Origin of the sequence: Paenibacillus sp. cl123 (genome assembly GCF_900101595.1) — a bacterium.
In the GTDB taxonomy this organism is placed as follows: domain Bacteria; phylum Bacillota; class Bacilli; order Paenibacillales; family NBRC-103111; genus Paenibacillus_G.
The window spans coordinates 136,614-159,351 of sequence record NZ_FMYY01000012.1 but is presented as its reverse complement, the minus strand read 5'-3'; the positions used below and the strand labels follow the sequence as shown (position 1 = coordinate 159,351).

General features: G+C 56.9%; 12 protein-coding genes. 4 read left to right on the top strand and 8 right to left on the bottom strand.

The window, feature by feature from the left end; translation table 11 throughout:
* Positions 1-53 precede the first annotated feature (53 nt).
* Both BLR08_RS18825 and BLR08_RS18820 read right to left on the bottom strand, forming a co-directional pair.
* A complete protein-coding gene (locus tag BLR08_RS18825; protein ID WP_072331560.1) occupies positions 54-7,016 on the bottom strand; it encodes an S-layer homology domain-containing protein in 6,963 nt (2,320 codons plus the stop codon).
* 15 nt (positions 7,017-7,031) lie between these two features.
* Positions 7,032-12,014 carry an S-layer homology domain-containing protein gene (locus BLR08_RS18820; protein WP_090586343.1) on the bottom strand — a complete coding sequence of 1,661 codons (4,983 nt, stop codon included), beginning with the start codon at positions 12,012-12,014 and terminating at the stop codon, positions 7,032-7,034.
* A gap of 239 nt (positions 12,015-12,253) precedes the next feature.
* On the opposite strand from BLR08_RS18820, the gene BLR08_RS18815 reads away from it, so the two are divergent.
* Together BLR08_RS18815 and BLR08_RS18810 are read left to right on the top strand one after the other, a co-directional pair.
* On the top strand, positions 12,254-13,903 hold the full coding sequence (locus BLR08_RS18815; RefSeq protein WP_072331554.1) for an FAD-dependent oxidoreductase: 1,650 nt from the start codon (positions 12,254-12,256) through the stop codon (positions 13,901-13,903).
* A 233-nt stretch (positions 13,904-14,136) separates the two neighbouring features.
* Positions 14,137-15,636, top strand: coding sequence for a DHA2 family efflux MFS transporter permease subunit (locus tag BLR08_RS18810; protein WP_072331866.1), 1,500 nt, complete (start codon positions 14,137-14,139; stop codon positions 15,634-15,636).
* 697 nt (positions 15,637-16,333) lie between these two features.
* Here the strand turns inward: BLR08_RS18810 and BLR08_RS18800 are convergent.
* Entirely contained in the window at positions 16,334-16,870 is a 537-nt protein-coding gene (locus BLR08_RS18800; RefSeq protein WP_072331548.1) for a hypothetical protein, read from the bottom strand.
* Between the two features lie 24 nt (positions 16,871-16,894).
* Entirely contained in the window at positions 16,895-18,379 is a 1,485-nt protein-coding gene (locus BLR08_RS18795) for a DEAD/DEAH box helicase (protein WP_083537202.1), read from the bottom strand.
* A 168-nt stretch (positions 18,380-18,547) separates the two neighbouring features.
* Between BLR08_RS18795 and BLR08_RS18790 the strand changes: the two genes are divergently transcribed.
* A complete protein-coding gene (locus tag BLR08_RS18790; RefSeq protein ID WP_090586352.1) occupies positions 18,548-19,204 on the top strand; it encodes an MOSC domain-containing protein in 657 nt (218 codons plus the stop codon).
* 17 nt (positions 19,205-19,221) lie between these two features.
* Here the strand turns inward: BLR08_RS18790 and BLR08_RS18785 are convergent, their stop codons facing one another.
* Positions 19,222-20,079, bottom strand: coding sequence for an alpha/beta hydrolase family protein (locus BLR08_RS18785; protein WP_371117500.1), 858 nt, complete (start codon positions 20,077-20,079; stop codon positions 19,222-19,224).
* A 311-nt stretch (positions 20,080-20,390) separates the two neighbouring features.
* Here BLR08_RS18785 and BLR08_RS18780 point away from each other — a divergent pair, with 311 nt between their 5' ends.
* Positions 20,391-20,651 carry a DUF2573 family protein gene (locus BLR08_RS18780; RefSeq protein ID WP_072331537.1) on the top strand — a complete coding sequence of 87 codons (261 nt, stop codon included), beginning with the start codon at positions 20,391-20,393 and terminating at the stop codon, positions 20,649-20,651.
* An 8-nt stretch (positions 20,652-20,659) separates the two neighbouring features.
* On the opposite strand, the gene BLR08_RS18775 is transcribed toward BLR08_RS18780, so the two are convergent.
* The 3 genes from BLR08_RS18775 to BLR08_RS18765 form a co-directional block, all read right to left on the bottom strand.
* Entirely contained in the window at positions 20,660-21,436 is a 777-nt protein-coding gene (locus tag BLR08_RS18775) for an SDR family NAD(P)-dependent oxidoreductase (RefSeq protein ID WP_072331534.1), read from the bottom strand.
* Positions 21,437-21,530: 94 nt separating this feature from the next.
* Complete coding sequence (locus BLR08_RS18770) at positions 21,531-21,989, bottom strand: chemotaxis protein CheX (protein WP_072331531.1); 459 nt, start codon at positions 21,987-21,989, stop codon at positions 21,531-21,533.
* A gap of 259 nt (positions 21,990-22,248) precedes the next feature.
* Complete coding sequence (locus tag BLR08_RS18765) at positions 22,249-22,725, bottom strand: NUDIX hydrolase (RefSeq protein WP_256257657.1); 477 nt, start codon at positions 22,723-22,725, stop codon at positions 22,249-22,251.
* Between the last annotated feature and the right edge of the window lie 13 nt (positions 22,726-22,738).

Below are 22,738 nucleotides of genomic sequence, written 5' to 3'. Positions count from 1 at the left end.
GCCGGATGGCCGTGCTGCCGGTTCGGGAGCCGGTGCAAGCGAGAATGCAATGTTTAGAGGCGGCTAGTGAAGTATTGGTACGTTCCCTTCGGGAAAGTATTCCATTCCCCGTATTGGCTGAACGTCCCCGAACCACTAACTATACCTGCTTTGCGTACGATGGTTCCGCCCTTGGACATAAACTGCTCCGTGCCGTTCGGATTGCCAAGCACATCCAGAATTTGTCCGTTTCGTTTCAATACGATCGCCACGACGTTGAACTCCGTTTGCGCGTAGTCGTACAAAATAATTTCCGGATCGTTGATATACTGGATCGGCATTATATCCATCGGATCGTAGAAGGTGTAATTGGTAAACACGTAGGGACTAATAAACTGGTTAAACAGAGGTGTGGAAACCACTTCTTTTTTATTTGTTTTTTTCATGTACTTATGAACTTCAAGCGTATAACCGCTCGCAAATTTAGACGTATCCTCCGTGCCCGCATAGCTGACCTGCAGAGCAATTCTGCCGTCACCGCCATCCAGGTATTGGGAGATAAACCGCTCCGCGGTTCCCTGCGGATTAGACTTGTACTGAAAGACTGCCGCGCGGCCGTCAGCTCCGATTACCCAGGTGTACATCATTTGTTCCATGGGACCGAAAGTTAATTTGTCACCGCTGAGCGTTGTCGGTCCTGTGAATGTCGAATCCGGTGTGCCCTGGTATACCGTGAAGCTCGTTTCCCCCGGGAAGAGAGTCGACAGATCGAAGATAATAGGGTCCTTTACGCCGGTTTTGGTCGTGACCGTAATATGGCCGTTCGCCACCAGCTGAGCCGTCCTGACCGTCAGCACATAAGTTCCTTTGGCTCCGTCACCGTCCGTTGCCGTTATCGTCACCTGGGTGCTTGCGCTGCCCGTTCCCGGCGTCAGCGTCAGCGTGCTGCCGGACACCGAGGCCGCAGCAGCGGCCGATGATGCGGATACCGCGGTGAACGTCATGGCGTCGCCGTCAGGATCTTCGAATAGCTGGGACAAGTCGTACGAACGGGCATTGGTGACCCCAGGAGTCAGTACTTGCTCGTAAATCGCGGCTACTGCCTGCGGCGCCTGGTTGACCTTCGCCGGATTCACCGTGATCGCCACATTCCCTGCAGCCGTACCTCCGCGTCCGTCGCTGACCGTAACTTGAACGGATGTTTTGCCTACCCCAACAGGGGTGATCGTCAGTTGCTTGCCCGCCGCGCCGGCTGTCGCCACAGCCGAATCGGGAGCAGCCGATATGGATACCGTCAACCCCTGCACATCCCCGGAATCCGGGTCGGTCAGATACGGAGCGAGATCCAGGCTCATGCTGCTGTCCGTCACCTTCATCACCTGCTCAGGAACCGGGCTGATAGCCGGCGCCTGATTTTGCTTGATCGTCACGGATAGATGAGCCGTTGCTTTCCCTCCGCGGCCATCGTTCACCGTGAGCTCGATCTGGGCGGCTCCCGCCGCTTCCGGGTTGATCTTCAGCTTCTTGCCCGTCACCGTAACGGAAGCTACAGCTGGAGCGGAAGATACCGCGGACAGTTGCAGATTCGCTGTGTCCGCCGCATCCGGATCGGTAATCAAGGCTGTCAAATCCAGCTCCTGCTCGCCTTCGTGCATCCAGATGGTCTGAGCGGCAAGCGAGCCGATCACCGGCGGCTGGTTAACGGTCACTTTCCACGTAAACTCCGTTTCTCCACCCTTGCCGTCGCTCGCCTTCAGCACAATATCCGCTGAGCCTGAAGTGATCGCATGCACGGTCGCCTGACTGCCGGTTAACGTAACCGAAGCAATGGACGAATCGCTGGAGCTCGCCTCATAAGTCAGCGTATCCTCTGCGTCGGGGTCGGAGAATATCGTTGCCAGATCGAGCAGCTTGTCCGCTTGTCCGGCCGTCAGGATGGCAGGCGTCATCGGCTGCTGCACCACCGGGTCCTGATTGGGCGGCGTCACCTTCAACTGGAAGGAGCTGCTCGCCGTACCTCCGCGTCCGTCATATACCGACATCGTCACCGTGGTTTGCCCGATGCTAATCGGCGTCATAGTCAGCAGCAGGTCGTTAAGCGTCAGCGCCGCAATCGTCTCATTATACGTAATGCCCGTTACAGTCAGCGTATCCTGCTCCGTATCGGTCAAGTATGCGGACAGATCGAGCGTTCGCGGACTTCCCGGCCATACCAGCTTCTGGAGAGGAATGCCGGCAGCAACAGGCGGTTCATTCACAACCACGTTGAACGTGGAGCTCGCCTGTCCGCCCCGGCCATCCTTGGCAGTAACAGTGATCGCAGCGGTTCCCGACGCCAAAGCATGCGTCTTCAGAATGCCTCCTGTCTCGCTTGCCGCTGCAACCGAAGGGCTGGAGGAGGTCACGCTGTAAGTCAGCGTATCCGCATCCGGATCGGTAAAAATAAGCGACAAGTCCAGAACGCCGTCCTCTTGCCCAACAGTCAGCGATTGTTCCTGCGGCTGCTGCTTCTGCACAGGGGCCGTGTTGACAGCCAACGTTATACTGGACTTCGTTTGCCCGCCCCGGCTATCCGTCGCCACTACACTAATCTGAGCCGAGCCGGCTTGAAGAGGAGTGATCGTCAGCTCGAAGCCGTTAGCCTGCACCGACGCAATCGCCGCGTTATTGATGCTTGCCTGCAAAGTCATGGGTTCCTGTTCGGGATCTTGCACGTACGGCAGCAGATTGAGCACCAACGGCGCTCCTTGCAGTTGAATGATCTGATCCGGGATCGCTTGAATAACAGGCGCAGCATTGATTTCCACATCAAAGCTCATGTTTGCTGAGCCGCCCCGCCCGTCCTTCGCCGTAACTGTCAGCCTGGCCGTGCCTGGAGCCAGTCCTGAGATCGCAAGCTGTCCTCCGGCCTCGCTTCCAGTTGCAACTGTCGGCTGAGATGAAGTCACCTCGTAAGTTAGTGTGTCTCCATCCGCATCCGCGAAGAACGGAGCAAGGTCGACAAGCGCAGGAGCCTGGCCTGCCGTCACAATCTGCTTGGACAGTGTCTGAACAGAGGCCGGCGCCGTGTTGACCGCCACATAGACAGTGCCTTGGGCGATTCCGCCGCGGGCATCGGTCACCGTAACCTTAACTTCGGACATGCCCGCACCTGCAGGCGTGAGCAGCAGCTTCGTGCCGTTTGCCCCAACATCAACGATGGCGGCGGAGAACTCGTCTACAGCTGCGGTCCACGCATCCTGCTCTTTGTCCTGCACATACGGACTCAGATCGAATTCCTGAACGCCTGATCCAAGCTGTATAATCTGCACCGGTACGGTCTGGAACAAAGGAGCCTCGTTAACCGTCACCTGGAATGAAGCCGACCTCTCCCCGCCCTTATGATCGAGCGCCTTGACCGTTATCGTCGTTGTGCCGGAGGCGAGCGCCTGGATGGTCAGCCGGCCTGCCGTCTCGCTAAGCGCAACAACTCCCGCTTGCGCCGCGTTGGCCTCGAAGCTGAGCGCGTCCTGGTCAGCATCGCCAAATACCTGCTCCAGATCCAGCGAGCCGTCTGCGGCCCCTACGTTCAAAGTCTGGGCTGCGGGCTGCTGGACAAGCTCCGGCACGGTGTTCACCTTCAGCGCAAAGCTGGAGGCTGCCTTTCCCCCGCGCCCGTCGGCAGCGGTGAAGCTGACCTGCGCGTCCCCTGCGCTCAAGGCCGTAAACAGCAGCTTCGCTCCGGCAACGCTCACGGTTGCTATTGGCGTCGCATCCACCGTGGCCGTGACGATCAGCGTATCATTCTCCGTATCCGACAAATAGGGAGTCAAATCCACTTCCTGCACGCCTCCGCCGAGCTGGATAATCTGGGCAGGTACGGCAGCGATGACCGGCGCTTCATTTACCGTTACCTGGAAGCCGGCCGTTTTCTCTCCGCCTTTCCCGTCCTTAGCTTTGACTGTGATCGTGGAAGTACCGGACACGATCGCTCTAAGCGTCGCTACGCCAGCGGCTTCTTCGACATGCACCGTGCCCGGCTGGGAAGAAACGACTTCATAAGTTAACGCGTCTCCATCGGCATCGCCAAAAAACGGGCTCAGATCCACCACGCCGTCGGCGGTTCCTACGGTTAACTGCTGAGCCGGGAGCTGCTGCTGCAAAGCCGGCGCTGTATTGACTTTCAAGGAGAAGGAATTTACGGTTACGCCCCCGCGCCCATCCGCCACTGTCAAAGCGACGGTCGTATCGCCCGCTGCTGCTCCAGTTAATATAGCCTTAAGGCCTGAGACCTGGACGCTCGCAATAGCCGGATTGCCGCTCACCGCCGTCAAGATCAATGCGTCCTGCTCAGGGTCCGATAGGTACCCGGCAAGATCTAACGTATACGGAGCCGTTCCCAGCTGAATAATCTGTGCAGGAATGCCCGCGATCGAGGGGGCCTCATTGATATGCACGGTAAAGGTGGCGGCGGCTTCCCCGCCGTTGCTATCCCGCGACAAGAGCGTAATCGTGGAGCTCCCTGAAGCGATCGGGTGCAGCGTCAACTGGCCCCCGGCTTCGCTGACGGTCACCCGTCCCGGCTGGGAAGAGCTGACCTCATAGACGAGCGAGTCAAGGTCTTCGTCCGTAAACACTTGAGAGATATCCAGAATGCTGTCCGCCGTCCCCACGGTTAATGTCATGTCGGCCGGCGTATGCTGGACCTTGGGAACCCTGTTAATCTTAAGCTGGAGCTGGCCTGAAGCGATGCCGCCCCGTCCGTCATTTACGCAGAAGCTGACGGTTGATTGTCCTGCCTTGACAGGAGTAATGAGCAGCTTGGAGCCGGCAACGGCCGCCGATACGCTCGTGGCATCATACCCGTCCAGGGTGATCGTCAGAGCATCGTTTTCTTTATCCGTCACATAAGGAGTCAGGTCAATCTCCTGGACGCCTGCTCCCAGATGTACAATTTGCTCAGGGACAGGCAGGATGACAGGCGCTTCGTTTACGGTCACATGGATGGAAATAGAAGCGAAGCCGCCTCTCCCGTCGGAAGCCGTCGCTTTAATGACGCTCTGGCCTGACGCTTCCGGCGTGATTGTCAGCTTGCCCGCAGATTCCGTCACGGCCGCAATACCGGGCTGGGACGATTCCGCCGAGAAGGTTAATGGATCCTTGTCCGAATCGGTGAATAACGGATTCAGATCGATAACTTCATCCAGCTTGCCGACTGTAAGGACGAGCGAGGAAGGAACCTTGGCGGGATCGGCCACCTTGGGAGGCGCGTTAACGACTGCCTTGATGTCCACGGTAAGCTTCAAGCCGTTCTGATCGTCGGCAATCACCCGGACGCTTGTCGAGCCCGCCCCTGCCGCCGTAAGCGTTAATATGCTGCCTGCCAGGGAGCTTTTAATAACCGAGCTTTTGAGGGAGCTGGCTATGTATTTCAATGTGCTTTGTTCAGCATCTTTAAAATGCTTCGACAAGTCGATGACCAGAGGAGCATCGCCTATGGTCAGCGCTATATCGGGAATCGGCGTCTCAACTTTGGGAGCCGTGTTCGGCTCAGGCGCCTGGGCCTTCTGGACATTCGAAGCCGAGGCTCCATTGGTTGCCACCACATTGCCGACTTGGGATTCCGTGCCTGCGATCACTTTGGACCCCGCATTGTTAAGCTGAACCTGGGAGATCGTGGCCGCTCCCGTTACATTTACCGTAGCGCCGTTGTTAACGGCCATGCTCTGAATGGTCGGGCTTCCTCCCAGATTCACCGGCTGAGTGCTCGTTACAGTTACGGAAGGAACGGCTCCCTGAAGCTCAACGCTTTTTGCGCCCTCGGCAATTGTCAGCGACTTGATGCTGCCGTCCACGGATTGGATCGTGGCATTCGTCTGCACGTTCATGGAAGCTATGCTGCTCCCCTGATCGGATACAACGTGAACATCCTGCTTCTTGACGTCTACCTCTTGCAGCGTGGAGTTTTGGAAGACAACGGTGTTGCTGTCTCCGCCCTCGATTGTCGTCCTGCCTCGAACCGTCAGATTGGAAGCCAAAAAGTCATTTTCCACGTCCCGATGGATATGGAGATCGCCGGCTACGGTTAGATTCGTTATGGTGGAATAGTCTCCGGCTACGGTCAAGCTGCCGTCGAGGGTCGCATGGCGTCCGTCAAACTTGAGATTGCGGCTGAACTCGGCTTCCTTCTCTTCGGCGGCCGTACCGCTTGCTTGCAGCCGCAGCTCCGTCACCGATTGGATGGTTCCTGCAGAACTGCGGAACTTCAGCTTCGCTCCTTTCAGGATCGAACGATTGCTTTCCTGAAAAATGCCTTTTACATGATCGGACAACTGGTACGTAATACCGTTGATGCGGATCGAGTTTTTCCCGACCTCCTCAAGAAGCGCCGCCGTCTCATCCGGATAAAAGGCCGAGATGAGCATCTGCGCAATATCCGCTCTTAGCACAGGCTCTTGCGGCGAAAATTTCCCATGGCTGATCGGCATGATGCCGCCGTCGATAGCTGTCCTGACGAAGGCTTCCGCCCACGAGCTTACGCTGGACCAATCGGTGACCTCGTTCACTGGATTGCTCCCCGGAGTTGTCCCTCCGGCCGCACGAACCAGGGTAATGGCCAATTCTTCCCGGGTTATACGGGCAAAAGGGCGAAACTTATTAGCCTCATCCCCTTGCATAATCCCTGCCAGCTTAACGGCGGCCACATACGGAGCGCTCCAGCTCTCCGTCTCCACATCATCGAACGACTCCAGCGTCTGCGGGATCGGAAGCTTCAAGGCCCGGGTCAGCAGAGCTGCCAGTTCTTGACGGGTCAAAAGCTCATCAGGGCGGAAACGGCCCGCGTCATCGCCTTGAATAAGGCCAAGCTCCAGCGCTCGCCGAATCGATTGCAGACGATCCACCGAGATAGCTTGCAGGTCCAGGAGGACGGGAGCTGCGCCGCTTAGGGCTGGCAGACCCTGACCGCCGGACGCCGCAGAGCCTGCCCCTGACGGGGCAAGCAAGGCGGTAACGAGCAGACCGGATAACATGCTGTTTTTTAATGTTGAGGATTTCATGGGAGAAGCCTCCGATCAGTTGTCTGTGCCGTATTGATTGAGATTATCGAATAGTTCTTCGGACGCTTCTTTGTCTTGCCAATCCTGCGCGTTGTACTGATCCGTTCTACCGATCGTTGTGCCGGTTTTTCTGGAATAGGAGTGGCCTCTCGCAATTACCGCTTTGTCCAGCAGGATGTAATTGTCCGAGTCATCCACGTAATACAGCTCTAGGTCTATCGGAGATTCCAGAGCCTCGTCTATCAGCTCGAGCATGATGGCTGTATCCGAATTAACCACCAGAGAGTCGTTATACTTATCGTAGAAAATATCGCTTAACACGAACGTTCGGTTAGGCTGCATATCGGCAATCACATATTGATCATTAAAATTAATCTCTAAGCCGTCTGAACGCTTAATTCGGAACTTCGTGCTGTCCAGCGTAACATTGGTCGGGTTGTACAGCTCGATAAATTGATACACATCAGGCCCCCATACCAGTTCGGAGAAAAAGAGCCCGCTCTCCTGAAATGTTAAAGTAAACTGGGTAGTCGCCGAGGCTTGCTGAGCGTCTTTCGCCGTCAAGGTTATCGTAGTGCTCCCCAGCCCTAAGGGCGTAACAACCAAAGTGCTGTCCGTGACGACGGTCACAGCGACCGCTGGGTTGGACGAGTCTGCTGTCACGGTCAAAGCATCGCCGTCTTCATCCTCGAACACTTGGGAAATATCTAGGACTTCGTCCAACGGCTCACGCTGGAGGAGTGAAGTCAGAAGATTCAGCGTCTGCGATGGCAGAGCATTTTTCACGACGGGCGCTTTATTGCCTGCACCCGCCTGGAACGTCGCGGTAAAGGTCGCCTGCACGGTGCCGCCATTGCCGTCGTTGGCTGTTACCGTGACGGTTGTCGCGCCTGCGTTCAGCGGCGTGATCGTCAGATCTGTGCCGGTGATGCTCGCTGTCGCTACTCCCGGGATCATTGAAACGACTGTCAGCGTCAGCGCATCGCCGTCTGCATCTGCAAACACGTTTGCCAAGCTCACGACCTTCGGTCCGTCCGTAACCACTTGCGAGAAATCGCTTAGCGCGTTCGCGACCGTCGGCGCGTTATTTACCGGTACTGGCGCTGTAAAGGTTGCAACTAGCGTCGCCTGCACCGTGCCGCCATTGCCGTCGTTTGCTGTCACCGTGACGGTTGTCGCGCCTGCGTTTATTGGCGTGATCGTCAGATCTGTGCCGGTGATGCTCGCTGTCGCTACTCCCGGGATCATTGAAACGACTGTCAGCGTCAGCGCATCGCCGTCTGCATCTGCAAACACGTTTGCCAAGCTCACGACCTTCGGTCCGTCCGTAACCACTTGCGAGAAATCGCTCAGCGCGTTCGCGACCGTCGGCGCGTTATTTACCGCTACTGGCGCTGTAAAGGTTGCAACTAGCGTCGCCTGCACCGTGCCGCCATTGCCGTCGTTTGCTGTCACCGTGACGGTTGTCGCGCCTGCGTTTATTGGCGTGATCGTCAGATCTGTGCCGGTGATGCTCGCTGTCGCTACTCCCGGGATCATTGAAACGACTGTCAGCGTCAGCGCATCGCCGTCTGCATCTGCAAACACGTTTGCCAAGCTCACGACCTTCGGTCCGTCCGTAACCACTTGCGAGAAATCACTTAACGCGTTCGCGACCGTCGGCGCGTTATTTACCGGTACTGGCGCTGTAAATGTTGCAACTAACGTCGCCTGCACCGTGCCACCATTGCCGTCGTTAGCTGTTACGGTGATGGTTGTAGCGCCAGCATTCAGCGGCGTGATCGTCAGATCCGTGCCGGTGATGCTTGCCGTCGCTACCCCAGTATTCGACGAAACGACTGTCAGCGTAAGCGCGTCGCCGTCTGCATCTGCAAACACGTTAGCCAGACTCATGACCTTCGGTCCGTCTGTAACCACCTGCGAGAAATCACTTAACGCGTTCGCGACCGTCGGCGCGTTATTTACCGGTACTGGCGCTGTAAATGTTGCAACTAACGTCGCCTGCACCGTGCCGCCATTGCCGTCGTTTGCTGTTATCGTGACGGTTGTCGCGCCTGCGTTCAGCGGTGTGATCGTCAGATCCGTGCCGGTGATGCTGACAGTTGCTACGCCAGGATCAGAGGTCGTTGCTGTCAGCGTAAGCGCATCGCCGTCTGCATCTGCAAACACGTTAGCCAGACTCATGACCTTCGGTCCGTCTGTAACCACCTGCGAGAAATCGCTCAGCGCGTTCGCGACCGTCGGCGCGTTATTTACCGGCACTGGCGCTGTAAATGTTGCAACTAACGTCGCCTGCACCGTGCCACCATTGCCGTCGTTAGCCGTTACCGTCACGGTTGTCGCGCCTGCGTTCAACGGCGTGATCGTCAGATCCGTGCCGGTGATGCTGACAGTTGCTACGCCAGGATCAGAGGACGTTGCTGTTAGCGTCAAAGCATCGCCGTCTGCATCTGCGAACACGTTTGCCAAGCTCACGACCTTCGGTCCGTCCGTAATCACTTGCGAGAAATCGCTCAGCGCGTTCGCGACCGTCGGCGCGTTGTTTACCGGTACTGGTGCGGTAAATGTTGCCGTCAGTGTCGCCTGTACCGTGCCGCCATTGCCGTCATTAGCCGTTACCGTGACGGTTGTCGCCCCTGCGTTCAGCGGTGTGATCGTCAGATCTGTGCCGGTGATGCTTGCCGTCGCTACCCCAGTATTCGACGAAACGACTGTCAACGTCAGCGCATCGCCGTCTGCGTCTGCGAACACGTTTGCCAAGCTCACGACCTTCGGTCCGTCTGTCGTCACTTGCGTGAAGTCACTAAGCGCGTTCGCGACCGTTGGCGCGTTGTTCACAGGTACTGGCGCTGTGAACGTTGCAACTAGCGTCGTCTGCACCGTGCCGCCATTGCCGTCGTTCGCTGTTACTGTGATCGTTGTCGCGCCAGCGGTCAGCGGTGTGATCGTCAGATCTGTGCCAGTGATGCTGACAGTTGCTACGCCAGGGTCAGAGGACGTTGCTGTTAGCGTCAAAGCATCGCCGTCCGCGTCTGCGAACACGTTTGCCAAGCTCACGACCTTCGGTCCGTCCGTAATCACTTGCGAGAAATCACTCAACGCGTTCGCGACCGTTGGCGCGTTGTTCACAGATACTGGTGCGGTAAATGTGGTCGTCAGCGTCGCCTGCACTGTGCCGCCATTGCCGTCATTCGCCGTCACCGTGACGGTTGTCGCGCCTGCGTTTAGCGGCGTGATCGTCAGATCCGTGCCGGTGATACTGACAGTTGCTACGCCAGGATCAGAGGACGTTGCTGTCAGCGTCAGCGCATCGCCGTCCGCGTCTGCGAACACGTTAGCCAGACTCACGACCTTCGGTCCGTCCGTAACCACCTGCGAGAAATCGCTCAACGCGTTCGCGACCGTCGGCGCATGATTTACCGGTACTGGCGCTGTAAAGGTTGCAACTAGCGTCGCCTGCACCGTACCGCCATTGCCGTCACTAGCCGTTACCGTAACTGTTGTCGCGCCAGTATTCAGCGGCGTGATCGTCAACGTCGTCCCGCTTATGCTCACCTTCGCTACACCCGTATTAGACGAAACAACCGTCAGTGTCAGCGCATCGTCATCCGTATCCGCGAACACTCCAGCCAGACTCACGACCTTCGGTCCGTCCGTAATCACCTGCGTAACATCGCTCAGCGCATTCACTACCGTCGGCGCATGATTGCTGTCAGAGGAGGAATCAGACGAGTCCGTAGAACCCGACGTGGAACCCGAAGATCCTTGCGGCCCTGCGGAAGCTTGCGTCCCTGCATCGGCAGGCGTCTGGCTGATCTGATTTTTTATTTCATTAAAATTGGCAATCAGCTTATTAGCCGGCGCACCCTCAGGGAGCTCGAGCTTGTTAATGCTCACGGTTTTGCCAAGGCTCAAGCTTGCCTCAGGGTTAGAAATTCTTAGCTCTCCCCAAGCCCCGCTTCCGTCAAGCTTAACCGGCTTGCCGGTCTCCACTATAATTTGGGCTACTTTGGAGTGAAGCTCCAGCTGCCCCGCTCCCGGCATCAATACGACTTGGGCAAGCGAGTCTCCTTTGACGGCGATGTGGTCGGCAGCAATAGCGAGCTCTCCCCGGAAAGGCATACCGCCCAGGTCCAACTGAACAGGCTTTCCTTCCGTGCCGCTTTTCTTAATTTCGATGCGCTGCAGATCGTTGACATTATGGTTGACCGATTTGTAGGTAAGGACGGCCCCTTCCAAAGCTTCGCGGTTCCGTTCCCCCAGCAGCTCCTTCAGCTGCCCGCTTATCAAATACGGCTTGCCGTCGATAACGACGATATCCCCGTCGATCCGTTCGATCGTAGCCGTCCGCTCCTGTGTTTTGAAAATATCCAGCAAGTATTCCGCAATATCTTGTCTCTCCAGTGTTCCGCGAGGCTCAAATGCATCACCTGACGCATTCATTAGGCCGAGACGCAGGGCGTTGTTCACCGATTGTTCAGCCCATGGGCTGATATCCCCGCTGTCTGATATAAGCTTGTCTTGGCCGCCTTTGGCGTCCACGCCGTTAACTGCCCTGACAAATACAGCCGCAAGCTCCTCACGCGTCACAGGGTCTAAGGGCCTATATGCGTACGTCCCCTCACTGTCGATAAAGCCCGCATCCACCAAAGCTTCAATGTAGGGAGCCGCCCAGTTGTCTTTCAGATCAGCGAAAGTAGAGCCGGCCCCTTGCTTAGGCTCCAATCGCAATGCTTTGGCGAGCAGCACCCCAAGCTCCTGCCTAGTCAACAGCTGGTTCGGCCGGAAGGAAGCATCCGGATAACCCGACAGCAGTCCCTGCTTGACAGCTTCTTCAACTGCCGCACGCCTGGCGTCGGAGATGGATGCCCGATCGCTGAACATGATGGCGGCTTGTGCCGGTTGAACCGTTGTATCAGCGGCTCCTACTGCCGTAGTTCCCATTGCCATGCTCAGCAAGACTGCCGATAGCAGCCATTTATTCCATTCTTGGTTCACAAATTATCCTCCCTGTGTATAAGCCCTAAGAAGCATTACTTCGATATAATTCGACAAGCTTCACCATTTTCCTCCAATCCGATCTTCAAATATTTTTTGTATTGCTTTCAGGCAATTTTCTATTGATCGCAGCCACAGCCACATAAAATGAAGAAAGAAATCGACAATACTCGCTGCTCCGCCCAAAAGATGGTAAACTGGACAAGACCATTAATCAATAAAAGGAGTGCATGGCTTACATGAAACGCAAAGGCAGGAGATTGTCCGCGATTCTCACGATCTCGGCACTCATCCTTATCGCGGCCATTTACGTATTCGCCAATCAGACCGACCAGACAAAGCCGGGCAATAGTCCGGACAACAACGCCATAACTCCCCAAGCCGTAACTACACCGGGTCAGAAGCCTGCGGCTCCTCCTCCTTCCGAGCCCAAGGTGCCTGTAGAACAAGTGGATGTGCTAGTCGTCGGCACCGAGTTGGAGGGCTTGTACTTGGCCAGAGCGGCAGCCGATGAAGGATTGAAGGTAAAGGTTATTGATCCGCGGGATGCCTTCGGCGGCCAGGTGCTGCAGGGCGAGATGCTGTTTCTTGACGAAACGCGGGACGATCAGTACAAGCTGCTCGTGCAGGGCAGAGCAAAATCGCTGTTTGACGGCTTCCGCAGCGGCAAGATCCGCAAGCTGCAGGAATTCGAAGCCTATTTTGCCGAGTTGGTGAAAGGAATTCCTATTGAGCAAGGAATCAAAATCGAGGGGATGGAATACCAGCCGGGCGAATTCGGTCAGGAGCAGGCCGGCAAGCCTTCGGCTCAGCAGCAGGTGAAGTCGATCCGCTATGTGACAAAAAACGGCGAGAAGAAAAAAATCGAGGCGGCCTACTGGGTCGAGAATACCGATTATGCGGCATTTGCCGGCGGCCTTCAGGCCAAGCGCCTGCCGGGACTTGAAGCCTTCTATGGACAATCCAATATCGAATATATGAGCGCCGGCATGATGATGAAATTCAAAAATGTCGACTGGGCGAAATTCCAGAAGCACTTCAACGAGCTGACCAAAGAGGAACGTAATGCCAAATACGGCTATGGATCGGTTGACCATAATTTTGCGATCGGCCTATCAGGCATGACGAATAAATACAAAGCGACAAATGACCGCGTATTCCTGCGCGGACTGAATGCGGTATCCCAACGCGACGGCGAAGTGATCATCAACGCTTTTCTGATCTATACCGTCGATCCGTCGGATGATGTGTCGGTGAAAGCGGCCATGGAGCTGGGTAAGAAGGAAATCCCGCTTATTCTGGAGCATTTCCGCAAGAACATCGTTGGCTGGGAGAAGGCCGAGCTTAACGGCTTCCCCAACTATTTATACATTCGCGAGTATAACCATTATGAGACGGACTATGTGCTAAAGCCTTCGGACATGCTCGGGGCCAAGATGTTCTGGGATAATGTCAGCATCGGCGGCTATCCGCTCGATCTTCAGGGGACCAGCGCCAACAAGTGGGGCATCGAAATGGGTCGTCCCGACAAATACGGCATGCCGCTGCGCAGCTTCCTGCTCAAGGGTTATGACAATGTGATCCTGGCCGGTAAAAACGTCGGGGCATCCGCCATTGCCTACGGCAGCGCGCGCATTCAACCGAATACAAGTCTGGCGGCCGAATCGATCGGCGTCATCCTCGGGCAGATCCAGGGCAAGAAAAAGCTGCGCGAGCTGAAGGAAGCGGATATGCCCGCGCTGCATCAATACTTGCAGACCAAGTATGCGATCAAGCTGACGGGAGTAACCGGCAACAACAAGCTGGCGGGGTGGACCGCCGATGAGCTGGCCAAGCTCGACACCGGCGAGATCGTCTACGCGTCTTACGTCAAAACAAGAAAAAAATAGTTTCTACTCGCTCAGAAACAAGACATGCTGAACGGCACGGCGCGGAAGGCTCGCGGCTGCCCGGCATGTCTTTTTTTGAGGCTCGCGAATCCACGCTTTTCTTTGACAGTGATGCAGGTTAGAGATACAATAACGTAGTTCTATCTTAAATATTTTAGAAATGAAACATATACTATAACTTGTACAAAAAAAGGAGCAGCCGCTTTATGTCAGCCAATGATCAAACTGTCCGCATGTCCGGACAACCAAACCCGGAGCCGGGCTCAACAGCCTTCTGGCCCGTGTTGATCGGGATTTTCCTCGGATCGTTCGTTTCCCTCCTCGGGATGAGTACGATCAATGTTGCCATTCCCGTCTTGATGAAAGAGTTTCAAACCGACCTCGGCATGGTTCAATGGACCTTGACCGGCTTCATGCTTGCCACAGGCATTATTTCACCGATTACCGGTTATCTGGGGGACCGTTTCAGCAATAAGTATTTGTATGTGATCGCCTTGGTCGGATTCACCCTGATGTCCGGATTATGCGCAGCGGCGTGGAATGTCGAATCGTTAATTGCCTTCCGCATCCTGCAAGGCATATTCAGCGGCATGGTCATGCCGGCTACGATGACTATTATTTACCAGGTCATTCCGCGTGAACGGCAGGCTTTTGCGCTTAGCATGTGGAGTCTGTCTGCGATGCTGGCCCCGGCGCTCGGGCCGACGCTCGCCGGCTGGCTGATTGAGTCGCTGGATTGGCGGTGGCTGTTTATCATCAATCTGCCGCTTGGTGCAGCCGCCGTTTGGGTCGCCTGGCGTTTGATTCCTTTTTATAAGCTTAGCGCGCCTAAGTCCTTCGACTTGTATGGATTCTCAACGGTAGTCGTCAGCAGCGCCTCCCTGCTGGTCGCGTTTAGTGAAGCGCACCGCTGGGGCTGGCTGGGCTGGCAGACCTTGTCCCTGATAGGAGTCGGCATCATCGGACTCGTCTTGTTCGTACGCAAGGAGCGCTCCGTCTCCCAGCCGCTGCTGAATCTTGGCGTTTTCCGTTACAAACGCTTTACGTTCACGCTCGTCATCAGCTCCATGATAACCGTCAGCTTGTATTCCGGAACTTACTTGACTCCGGTATTCCTGCAAAATATCCAGCATGTGTCCGCCCTGCAAACGGGATTGATCCTGCTGCCGTCTTCGCTGGCGATGGCTTTGTTTATGCCCGTCACAGCCAAGCTGTACGCCCGGCTCGGTCCTGCGAAGCTCATAATCGCGGGCATTACTTTGATCGCCGTCGGCACGCTGGCCATGGCCAACCTCCATGTGGATACGACCCAAACCTATATTGTGCTCTGGATGACTGTCCGCAATATCGGGATAGCGCTGGCTATGATGCCCGCCTCCAATGCGGGAATGGAGGTCATCCCCCGGGAGCTGTCCGGCCATGCTTCATCGGCCAGCAACTGGATTCGTCAAGGGCTGGGCTCGTTCTCCATCGGCTTGTTCACCACTATGCTGGCCTCCCGAGTGGCGACCCATACGACGGACCTGACCGTGTCCGGCGAAATCCAGAACAAGACGCTGCTGGGGGCGACGGCATTCACGAACAGTGTCAATGACGTGTACCTGCTCGCGACCTTCGTCGTCCTGCTCGGCATTCCGTTCGCCCTGCTGCTGCGCGGCCGCTCCGGCAGCAAGCCGCAGACTTCAGCCGGTACCGCGGGTTCCGCCGATCAGGCCAGAGAGCATCAGGGCTAAAGCGAGGCGTACTTCCGTCACGTCATAGCTTGGACAAATAGACCCAATCTTCCCTGGTTAGGGAGATTGGGTCTATTAAAATTACTTTGTTATCCAGGGATGAATGCGGTCGAGAGGACCTTTATGCAACTTTGCATAGGACTCCTGGCATTTGATCGCCCACAGCGGGCATGTTAATGCGTTTTTTCCATACACGTTCCCTGCTACGAGCGCCAGCCAGGCGCAGTTTATCTGGTTTTTCGTACAACTTTCTGGCTTTGACCGCCTGCGGCGGGCAGGTTGTACGGTTATTCGTATAAAATCACTGCTTTCGGCAGCATCGGAGGGTATTTTGTATGGAATTCCATATAAAACCATAGCTTTCCTCGCCATCTTCCGTCTGACTGCCCGGCAAAAATGTCTACAAAACGCAGGTAGCATGGAAAAGGGAGTTCATCCGGAATCGAGCTAGGCGGCCCAAGGACGGACCAGGAGGATCGCAGCTCTGCCTCATCCCCTGCCTCTACGGCCAGCGAAACCGACTTGGCCAATTCCTCCTCACCTCTCCATACTAAAAAACTCTCCATGCTAAAAAACTCTCCATACTAAAGGGCGTGAGGCCAACAGATCATATATCTGCCGGTCTCACGCCCTTCTGGCGTCACACTATTCCGTCTGTCGAGCGAGCCATCCCCATCAGCCAAAGCCGGGAGTTCCGCTACCGCAGCTGAAGCCGAAGCTTCACTCCGGAGCTGTCGAAGCTCATGTCTGCCGCGCGCAGCAAACCGGGCAAATAATCATCCGGCGCCAGCCGGAGCGGTTCAAGCGAAAACCAGGAGGCGGGCAGGGACAGCCCTCGAAGCTCCGTTGCCGTATGCCTTACAACCATATAAGGCGCCTCCCAGGAGCAGGCGAAGCGCAGCGTGGCTCCGACCGGCCACCGTTCGCGAAGCAGCAGGCTGACATCGGCCCGGAGCCCGCCGTCCTCCAAGGTGAATCTCGCCCCTGTTATCCGGGCTTCTGGATGAACCTGGGGCTGCGCGGCGAGCTTTCGCTTGATGAGCGAGTTTACTTCGGCTTCACTGAGCTCCAGCTCGAACTTTCTCTTGAGCAGCATTTCCTTCGCCTGATCCTGCAGACGCAGCGGCTCGTAGCTCAGATCCAGCGCTTCTGCCGGCTTTACGAGCCACAATGCTGCGCCGACCAAAGCTGCAGCCAGCAGGGCCGCGGCAGCTATCGCTCTGATCCATCTCACCGGACGCCGCTCCCTTCCCGGAAGTTACTTGGTTTTGCCGGGGCGTGCCGGCTTGTCCTTCAGCCAGCGCGGCGCGCCTTTGTTTTTGCGCTCGCGCTCAAGCTCGGCCTTGCTCTTCACCGGCCGCTTGGGCCGGTCGGCTGGCCGGCCCTTGGCTCCGCCGGGCGGCACAACACCTGGCGCCGCGTCGCGGCCGGCGCCGGCAGGCTTCGCTCCGCCGCGTCCCTGAGCGCGCGGCGCCGTCTCTCCAGCAGCCGCGTCATGGCGCTGCGAAGATGCGGGAGGCGCGGCGGAAGCGATCCGCGCCTCCGGCGAAGACTGAGCCGGGCGGCTTTCCGCCGGCTTGCGCTTCTCTGCGACGGCCTCGCCTGACGGCCTGGCGTCATACACTTTGCCGTGCGACATATACTTGCGCTGGATATCGATCCCCAGCGACTTGGCGAACTTGTCCACGATGAATTGCTCTTTGCGCGTTATAATCGAAACGGCAGTTCCTTTTCTGCCCATCCGGCCCGTCCGCCCGACGCGGTGAACATAATGGTCCGCATCGATCGGCGGGTCCAGATTAAACACATGCGTGACCTCGGGGAGATCCAGTCCGCGAGCGGCAACATCCGTTGCGAGCAGCAGCTGGAAGCGGCCGGCCCGGAAGCCCTGCATCGCCCTTGCCCGCTCTTGCTTGTACGAGTCGGCATACAAGCCTTCCACTGACAAGCCGACATACTTCAGCTTGGCGACCGCTTCTCCGATATCGTCAGTTTCATTGATGAAAACGATCGCCTGCTTGGGATTCCACAGCCTGACCAGGCGGCGGAGCGTGTCGATTCGCTCCCGCTCCTCACAGACGAAGTAGATATGCTCGAGCGTCTCCGCCGTACGCTGCGCCGGGTTGACCCGCACATACTCCGGCTCGCGCATCCAATGCTCGATCACAGCCTGCAGCTGCGGGGGGAATGTCGCCGAGAAGAACAGCATCTGCCTGTCGCGCAGCATGCCCTTGAGCAGCGCCTCCACCTCATGCATGGAGCCGAGCTCGAATACTTGATCCACCTCGTCCACGATCAACGTGCGAATGCCCGCAAGCTTGAGCTTCCTCAGCTTCACCAGTTCCTGCACGCGGCCCGGCGTACCGACTACGATATGCGGCTTCAGCTTAAGCTTATCGATCTGACGCTCGATGGACGCGCCTCCGATCAGCTGCTGTACGCGCACCTCCGTTCCCTGGGTGAGCTGGTCCAGCGTGTGGACGATCTGCATCCCGAGCTCCCGCGTAGGAACGAGCACCATCACCTGGGCTTCACGCAGCGATACATCGATATGCTGCAGCGCCGGGAGCGCAAATGCCAGCGTTTTCCCCGTTCCGGTCTGCGACTGGGCGACAATATCCTTGCGCTGCAGCGCGAGCGGGATCGCCTCCGCCTGGATCGGCGACGGCTCCGTAATCCCAAGCTCGGCGAGTCTTTTCACATACGACGAATCTATGCCTAACGAAGCAAAACCCGTGTTCATCATCTCATCATCCTTTTTGGCTAATCATTCTCCCAGTATAGCAAATTGTTCCTCACTTTGCCCCCTTCGCGTCTTGACCTCCGGGTGCTTTTTGTATACGTTAGGAGCAGCATACCCGAGGCACGCCAAAACTTGTACTTTCGCAGAGCTAAATCCTATTTAAAAGAGGTGATACGCTTGAGCTTTTCCGTTATTTCCGTCAATATCGCACAGCCCCGGCCGCTCGCTTACCAGAGCAAATTCATATCCTCCGGGATCGACAAAAAGCCCGTTCAAGGCTCTATGCAGCTATCTTTCACGAATCTGGACGGGGACGGCCAGGCCGATCTGGTTCATCACGGCGGACCGGATAAAGCGCTGTGCGCTTATCCGCAGGAGCATTACGCCTATTGGGAGCGGGAGCTTGACAAAACGCTCGGCTATGGGGCATTCGGCGAAAACCTGACCGTGGCGGGTCTGGTGGAAACCGACGTTCACATCGGGGATATCTTCCAGTGGGGAGAAGCCGTTATCCAGCTCAGCCAGCCGAGGCAGCCCTGCTTCAAGCTGTCGGCCAGGCACGGAGTGCCGAAGCTCCCCAAGCTGTTGGAGGAGACCGGCTACACCGGCTATTACTTCCGTGTCCTCCGGGAAGGCGCCGTATCCGCACAAGAGCCCTTGCAGCTGCTCGAGCGCCATCCGATGGCTGTTTCAGTTGAATCTGCCAACCAGGTGATGCATAAGGACAAGCGGAATGCCGATGCCATCCGGCGGCTGCTGGAGCTTCCCGAGCTGTCCGAAAGCTGGCAGGATACGCTGCGCAGCCGCTTGTTCGCGCTCGGCTGACAGGGCAGGCGGCCCGGTTAACCGCGCTGGCGCTGTCCCTCGCCCTTGCCCGTCATCTCCGCCCGCTTGCGGGTTATCCAGGCGAAGACGGCATCCAGCGCCCGCTCGTCGTCTTCCTTGGGAAAGCGGTGGCCCAGCCCGTCGTACAGCTCCATCGCGTAATCCTTGCCGGCCGCTTCCAGCGCCAGTCCCAGCTTGCGGGCTTGATCCACGCTCACCTGCTCGTCGGCCGTGCCATGCACGATCATCACCGGCACGTGAATCCGGTCCGCCCAATATACCGGCGAGCGGTCCTCGTAGGCCTCAAGCTGCTTTTTCGGATGCCCAACCACACGCTTCAGCATCCGGCGAAGATCGACGCGTTCCTCATAGGTGTCGAACAGGCTGCTGACGCCGCCCCAGACGACGACCGGTCCGGCGTCCGGGCATTCCCGGGCTGCGAGCAGAGCCATCATCGCGCCCCGCGAGAAGCCGATCAGCGCGACCGGTCCGGGCGCCGCCTCCGGCAAATTCCGGACCATTGCGATCGCATGGCATACGTCCAGGCGGTCCTCGCCGGCGAAATCTTCACGGCCTTCGCCTCCTTCATTGCCGCGGTAGAAGGGAGCAAACACGACATACCCGCGGCGGGCCATGGAGAAAATCCGGCGCTTGCGGACCATGCCGACCTTGCGGATGCCTCCCCGGCAGAAGATCGCCGCCGGCAGTTTTCCTTCGCTTTCAGGTACAGCCAAATACCCTTTGACCTTCAATCCTTGCGCCATATAGGTCAGCAGATACAGCGAGATTCCCTTCGCCAGGCTGCGGAGCGGCTGCCGGTCGATCAGCATGCCGTCCAAAGCGATGAGTTCTGCCGCAGGTCCGCTGTCTGTCATATCGCTCGCCCCGCTGTCCCTCGCACCGCTCATCCCACCATCCGCCGTGCCGCTTGCCTCGCCATCCGACACATCGCTCGTCGCACCGTCCCCCGCGCCGCCCGCCCCGCTGTCCCTCACACCGCTCGCCCCGCTGCCTGCCGCATCGCGCATCTCACTACCTCCGGCGCCACTCGTCACACGGTGTGCCGCATCACTGCCGCCCGCCCTATCATAAGCTTCCGCTTTCATAAATAATCACACTCCATTTTGACACCTATGAATTCCCAGAGTACACTAAAGCTTATTATGACCGGAAAGGTGGATTTTCAATGGATTCCCGTTTTACAGCCGAATTTGACGCATTGGTCGAAAAATTCGCCGAGCTGCTGACCGGCGACGCTTCGGAGGACATGACCAGGAAGATCAAAATCTGGTCCATCTACAATCATATCCATAAAACAATGCCTGCCTTGGCCAGCCACTGGAATCAGAATCATCCCGAAGCGAGAGCCGAGATTCGCGCTCTTTACGAAGAGGTCCGCGATCTGAACCAAAAGCTGCGGGAAGCCAACAAGAAAGCCGAGGAATAGCCCCCGTTTTACTTTTTATTGAGCAGCCGGTTGCCGATCTTCTCGAATACGCCCGGGAACAGCTGAAACAGCTTGACTCCGGCTGCCGCGGTAAAAGGCAGGTTGATTTCGGAAGCGCGGCGTTCGATAGCCCGCAGCGTCCGATCGACCACCTTATCCGGCTTCAACATAAACCATCTCACATTGCTCACATAAGTTCCGCCCGGATCGGCGCGATCGAAGAACGGCGTATCGATCGGACCCGGATTTACTGCGGTCACGAACACGCCGGTCCCGGCAAGCTCCGCCCGCAGGGAGTTCGTCAGTCCCAGCACGGCGTGCTTGGTAGCTGAGTAACCGCTGGACTTGGCCGAACCGATCTTCCCGGCCATCGAGGCGATATTGACGATATGACCGCACCGGCGCTCCAGCATATGCGGCAGCACGGCCTTGATGCAGCGCACCGTTCCCATATAATTGACATCCATCATATCTTCGAATTCCCGGAGGGGCGCCTCGACCAGCCGCTCGAACACGCCATAGCCGGCATTGTTGATCAAGATGTCGATGCGGCCGTATTGCTCCATGATCCTGCTCATCACATCCTCCGCCTGATCCGCGCGCGTTACGTCCAGCACGAACATGCCATGCTGCCCCCGAACCCGCTTCGCCGCTTCAAGCAGCTTGGCTTCGGAGCGCGCGGTCAGCACCGGGACGGCTCCGCGTTCAGCCAGCCTCTGGGCCATCAGCGCTCCGATGCCGCTGGATGCTCCTGTAATTACCACGATTTTATCTCGAAAAAACATACGGCTTCCCCCTGTTCTCATCGGTCCCGAACCAACAAAAAAAGCGAAAGCGCCTCTGCTCCTGACGGAACAGCTGCAGCCCTCGCTTACAACTTTAAGCAATCAATACTTGAATGTCCAGCTCGCCGATACCGTCCATGATGAGCGGTATGGTCAGCGCCCGCTTGGCATCGAAACCGGCCAGACTCGCCGAATGCATCAGCTTGGGCGGAGTAATGTCAACCCGTACGCCCTGATTGAACAGCATCGTGCTCGCATTGCCGCTGATCATATTGCCCAGCTCGGAGATCGCGCTTTTGCTCATGTCATCCATCTCCGTAATCAGGAAGCCGCCCATCATAGCCGAAACGACCTTCAGAGCCACGCTTTCGTGGAGGCCGAATACGATATCCCCCTGCATCTGCCCCGTCATGCCGATCTGAATCCATATGTAATTCTCTACATACTTGACATCCTTAATCCCCAGTTGGCCGGTGGATGGCCGGATATTGGCGACCTGTTCGATGACGATTCTAGCGGATTCCAGAAAAGGATTGATTAGCTCTGCTTTCATTTTGATGACCGGTCCCCTTTCGACAAAATCCTAACTTCCCGTAGGACTCATTGTTCCTTCATTATACCTAAAACCGAGTCCTGCGTATAGGATTTTTTACCGTCATCATTCCTGATTTTTCCGGATCATTTCAAGAAAACCCGGGTTTTAAGCCGATTTTCCCGGACTTTTAACCCATATATTTCCATAATTGATCCCAAAATATTCCGCAGGTTTCACCAGGAATATGCCTGTTTCCCCACGTATATGCCGCAGCCGGTCATGCCCGGGCTTCGAATCCGAAGCTGTCGTAAAAGCCTTCTCCGCGCACAATCTTCTCCACGGTCTGCTTCACATAACCGATCATATCCGAGGGCAGCGCATCCAAGGGGAACCATCCCAGCTCCGAGCATTTATCCGGCTCCCGGTTGCATGGCTCCCCTTCCCAGGCGCGCACGTTCAAGAAAAAATCCACCCATTCTCCCGAATCCGAATTGCGGTGGATCACCTGCACGACCTCCAGATCCTCGATCTTCACCAGCAGCCCGCTCTCCTCATAGGCTTCTCTCACGGCCGCCGCTCTTACTTCCTCGCCGCCATCCAGCTTGCCGGCCACCAGACTGAACTTTCCGTCCTCGAAGCCGGTGTTGGCGCGTCTGAGCAGCAAGATCCGGCCGTCGCGGATAAACAGCAAATATACGGCGCTATGCAAACCGAACCATCGTCCCGACATCCCGCTTCCTCGCTTTCGTCTCATTCTCTTCCCGCTT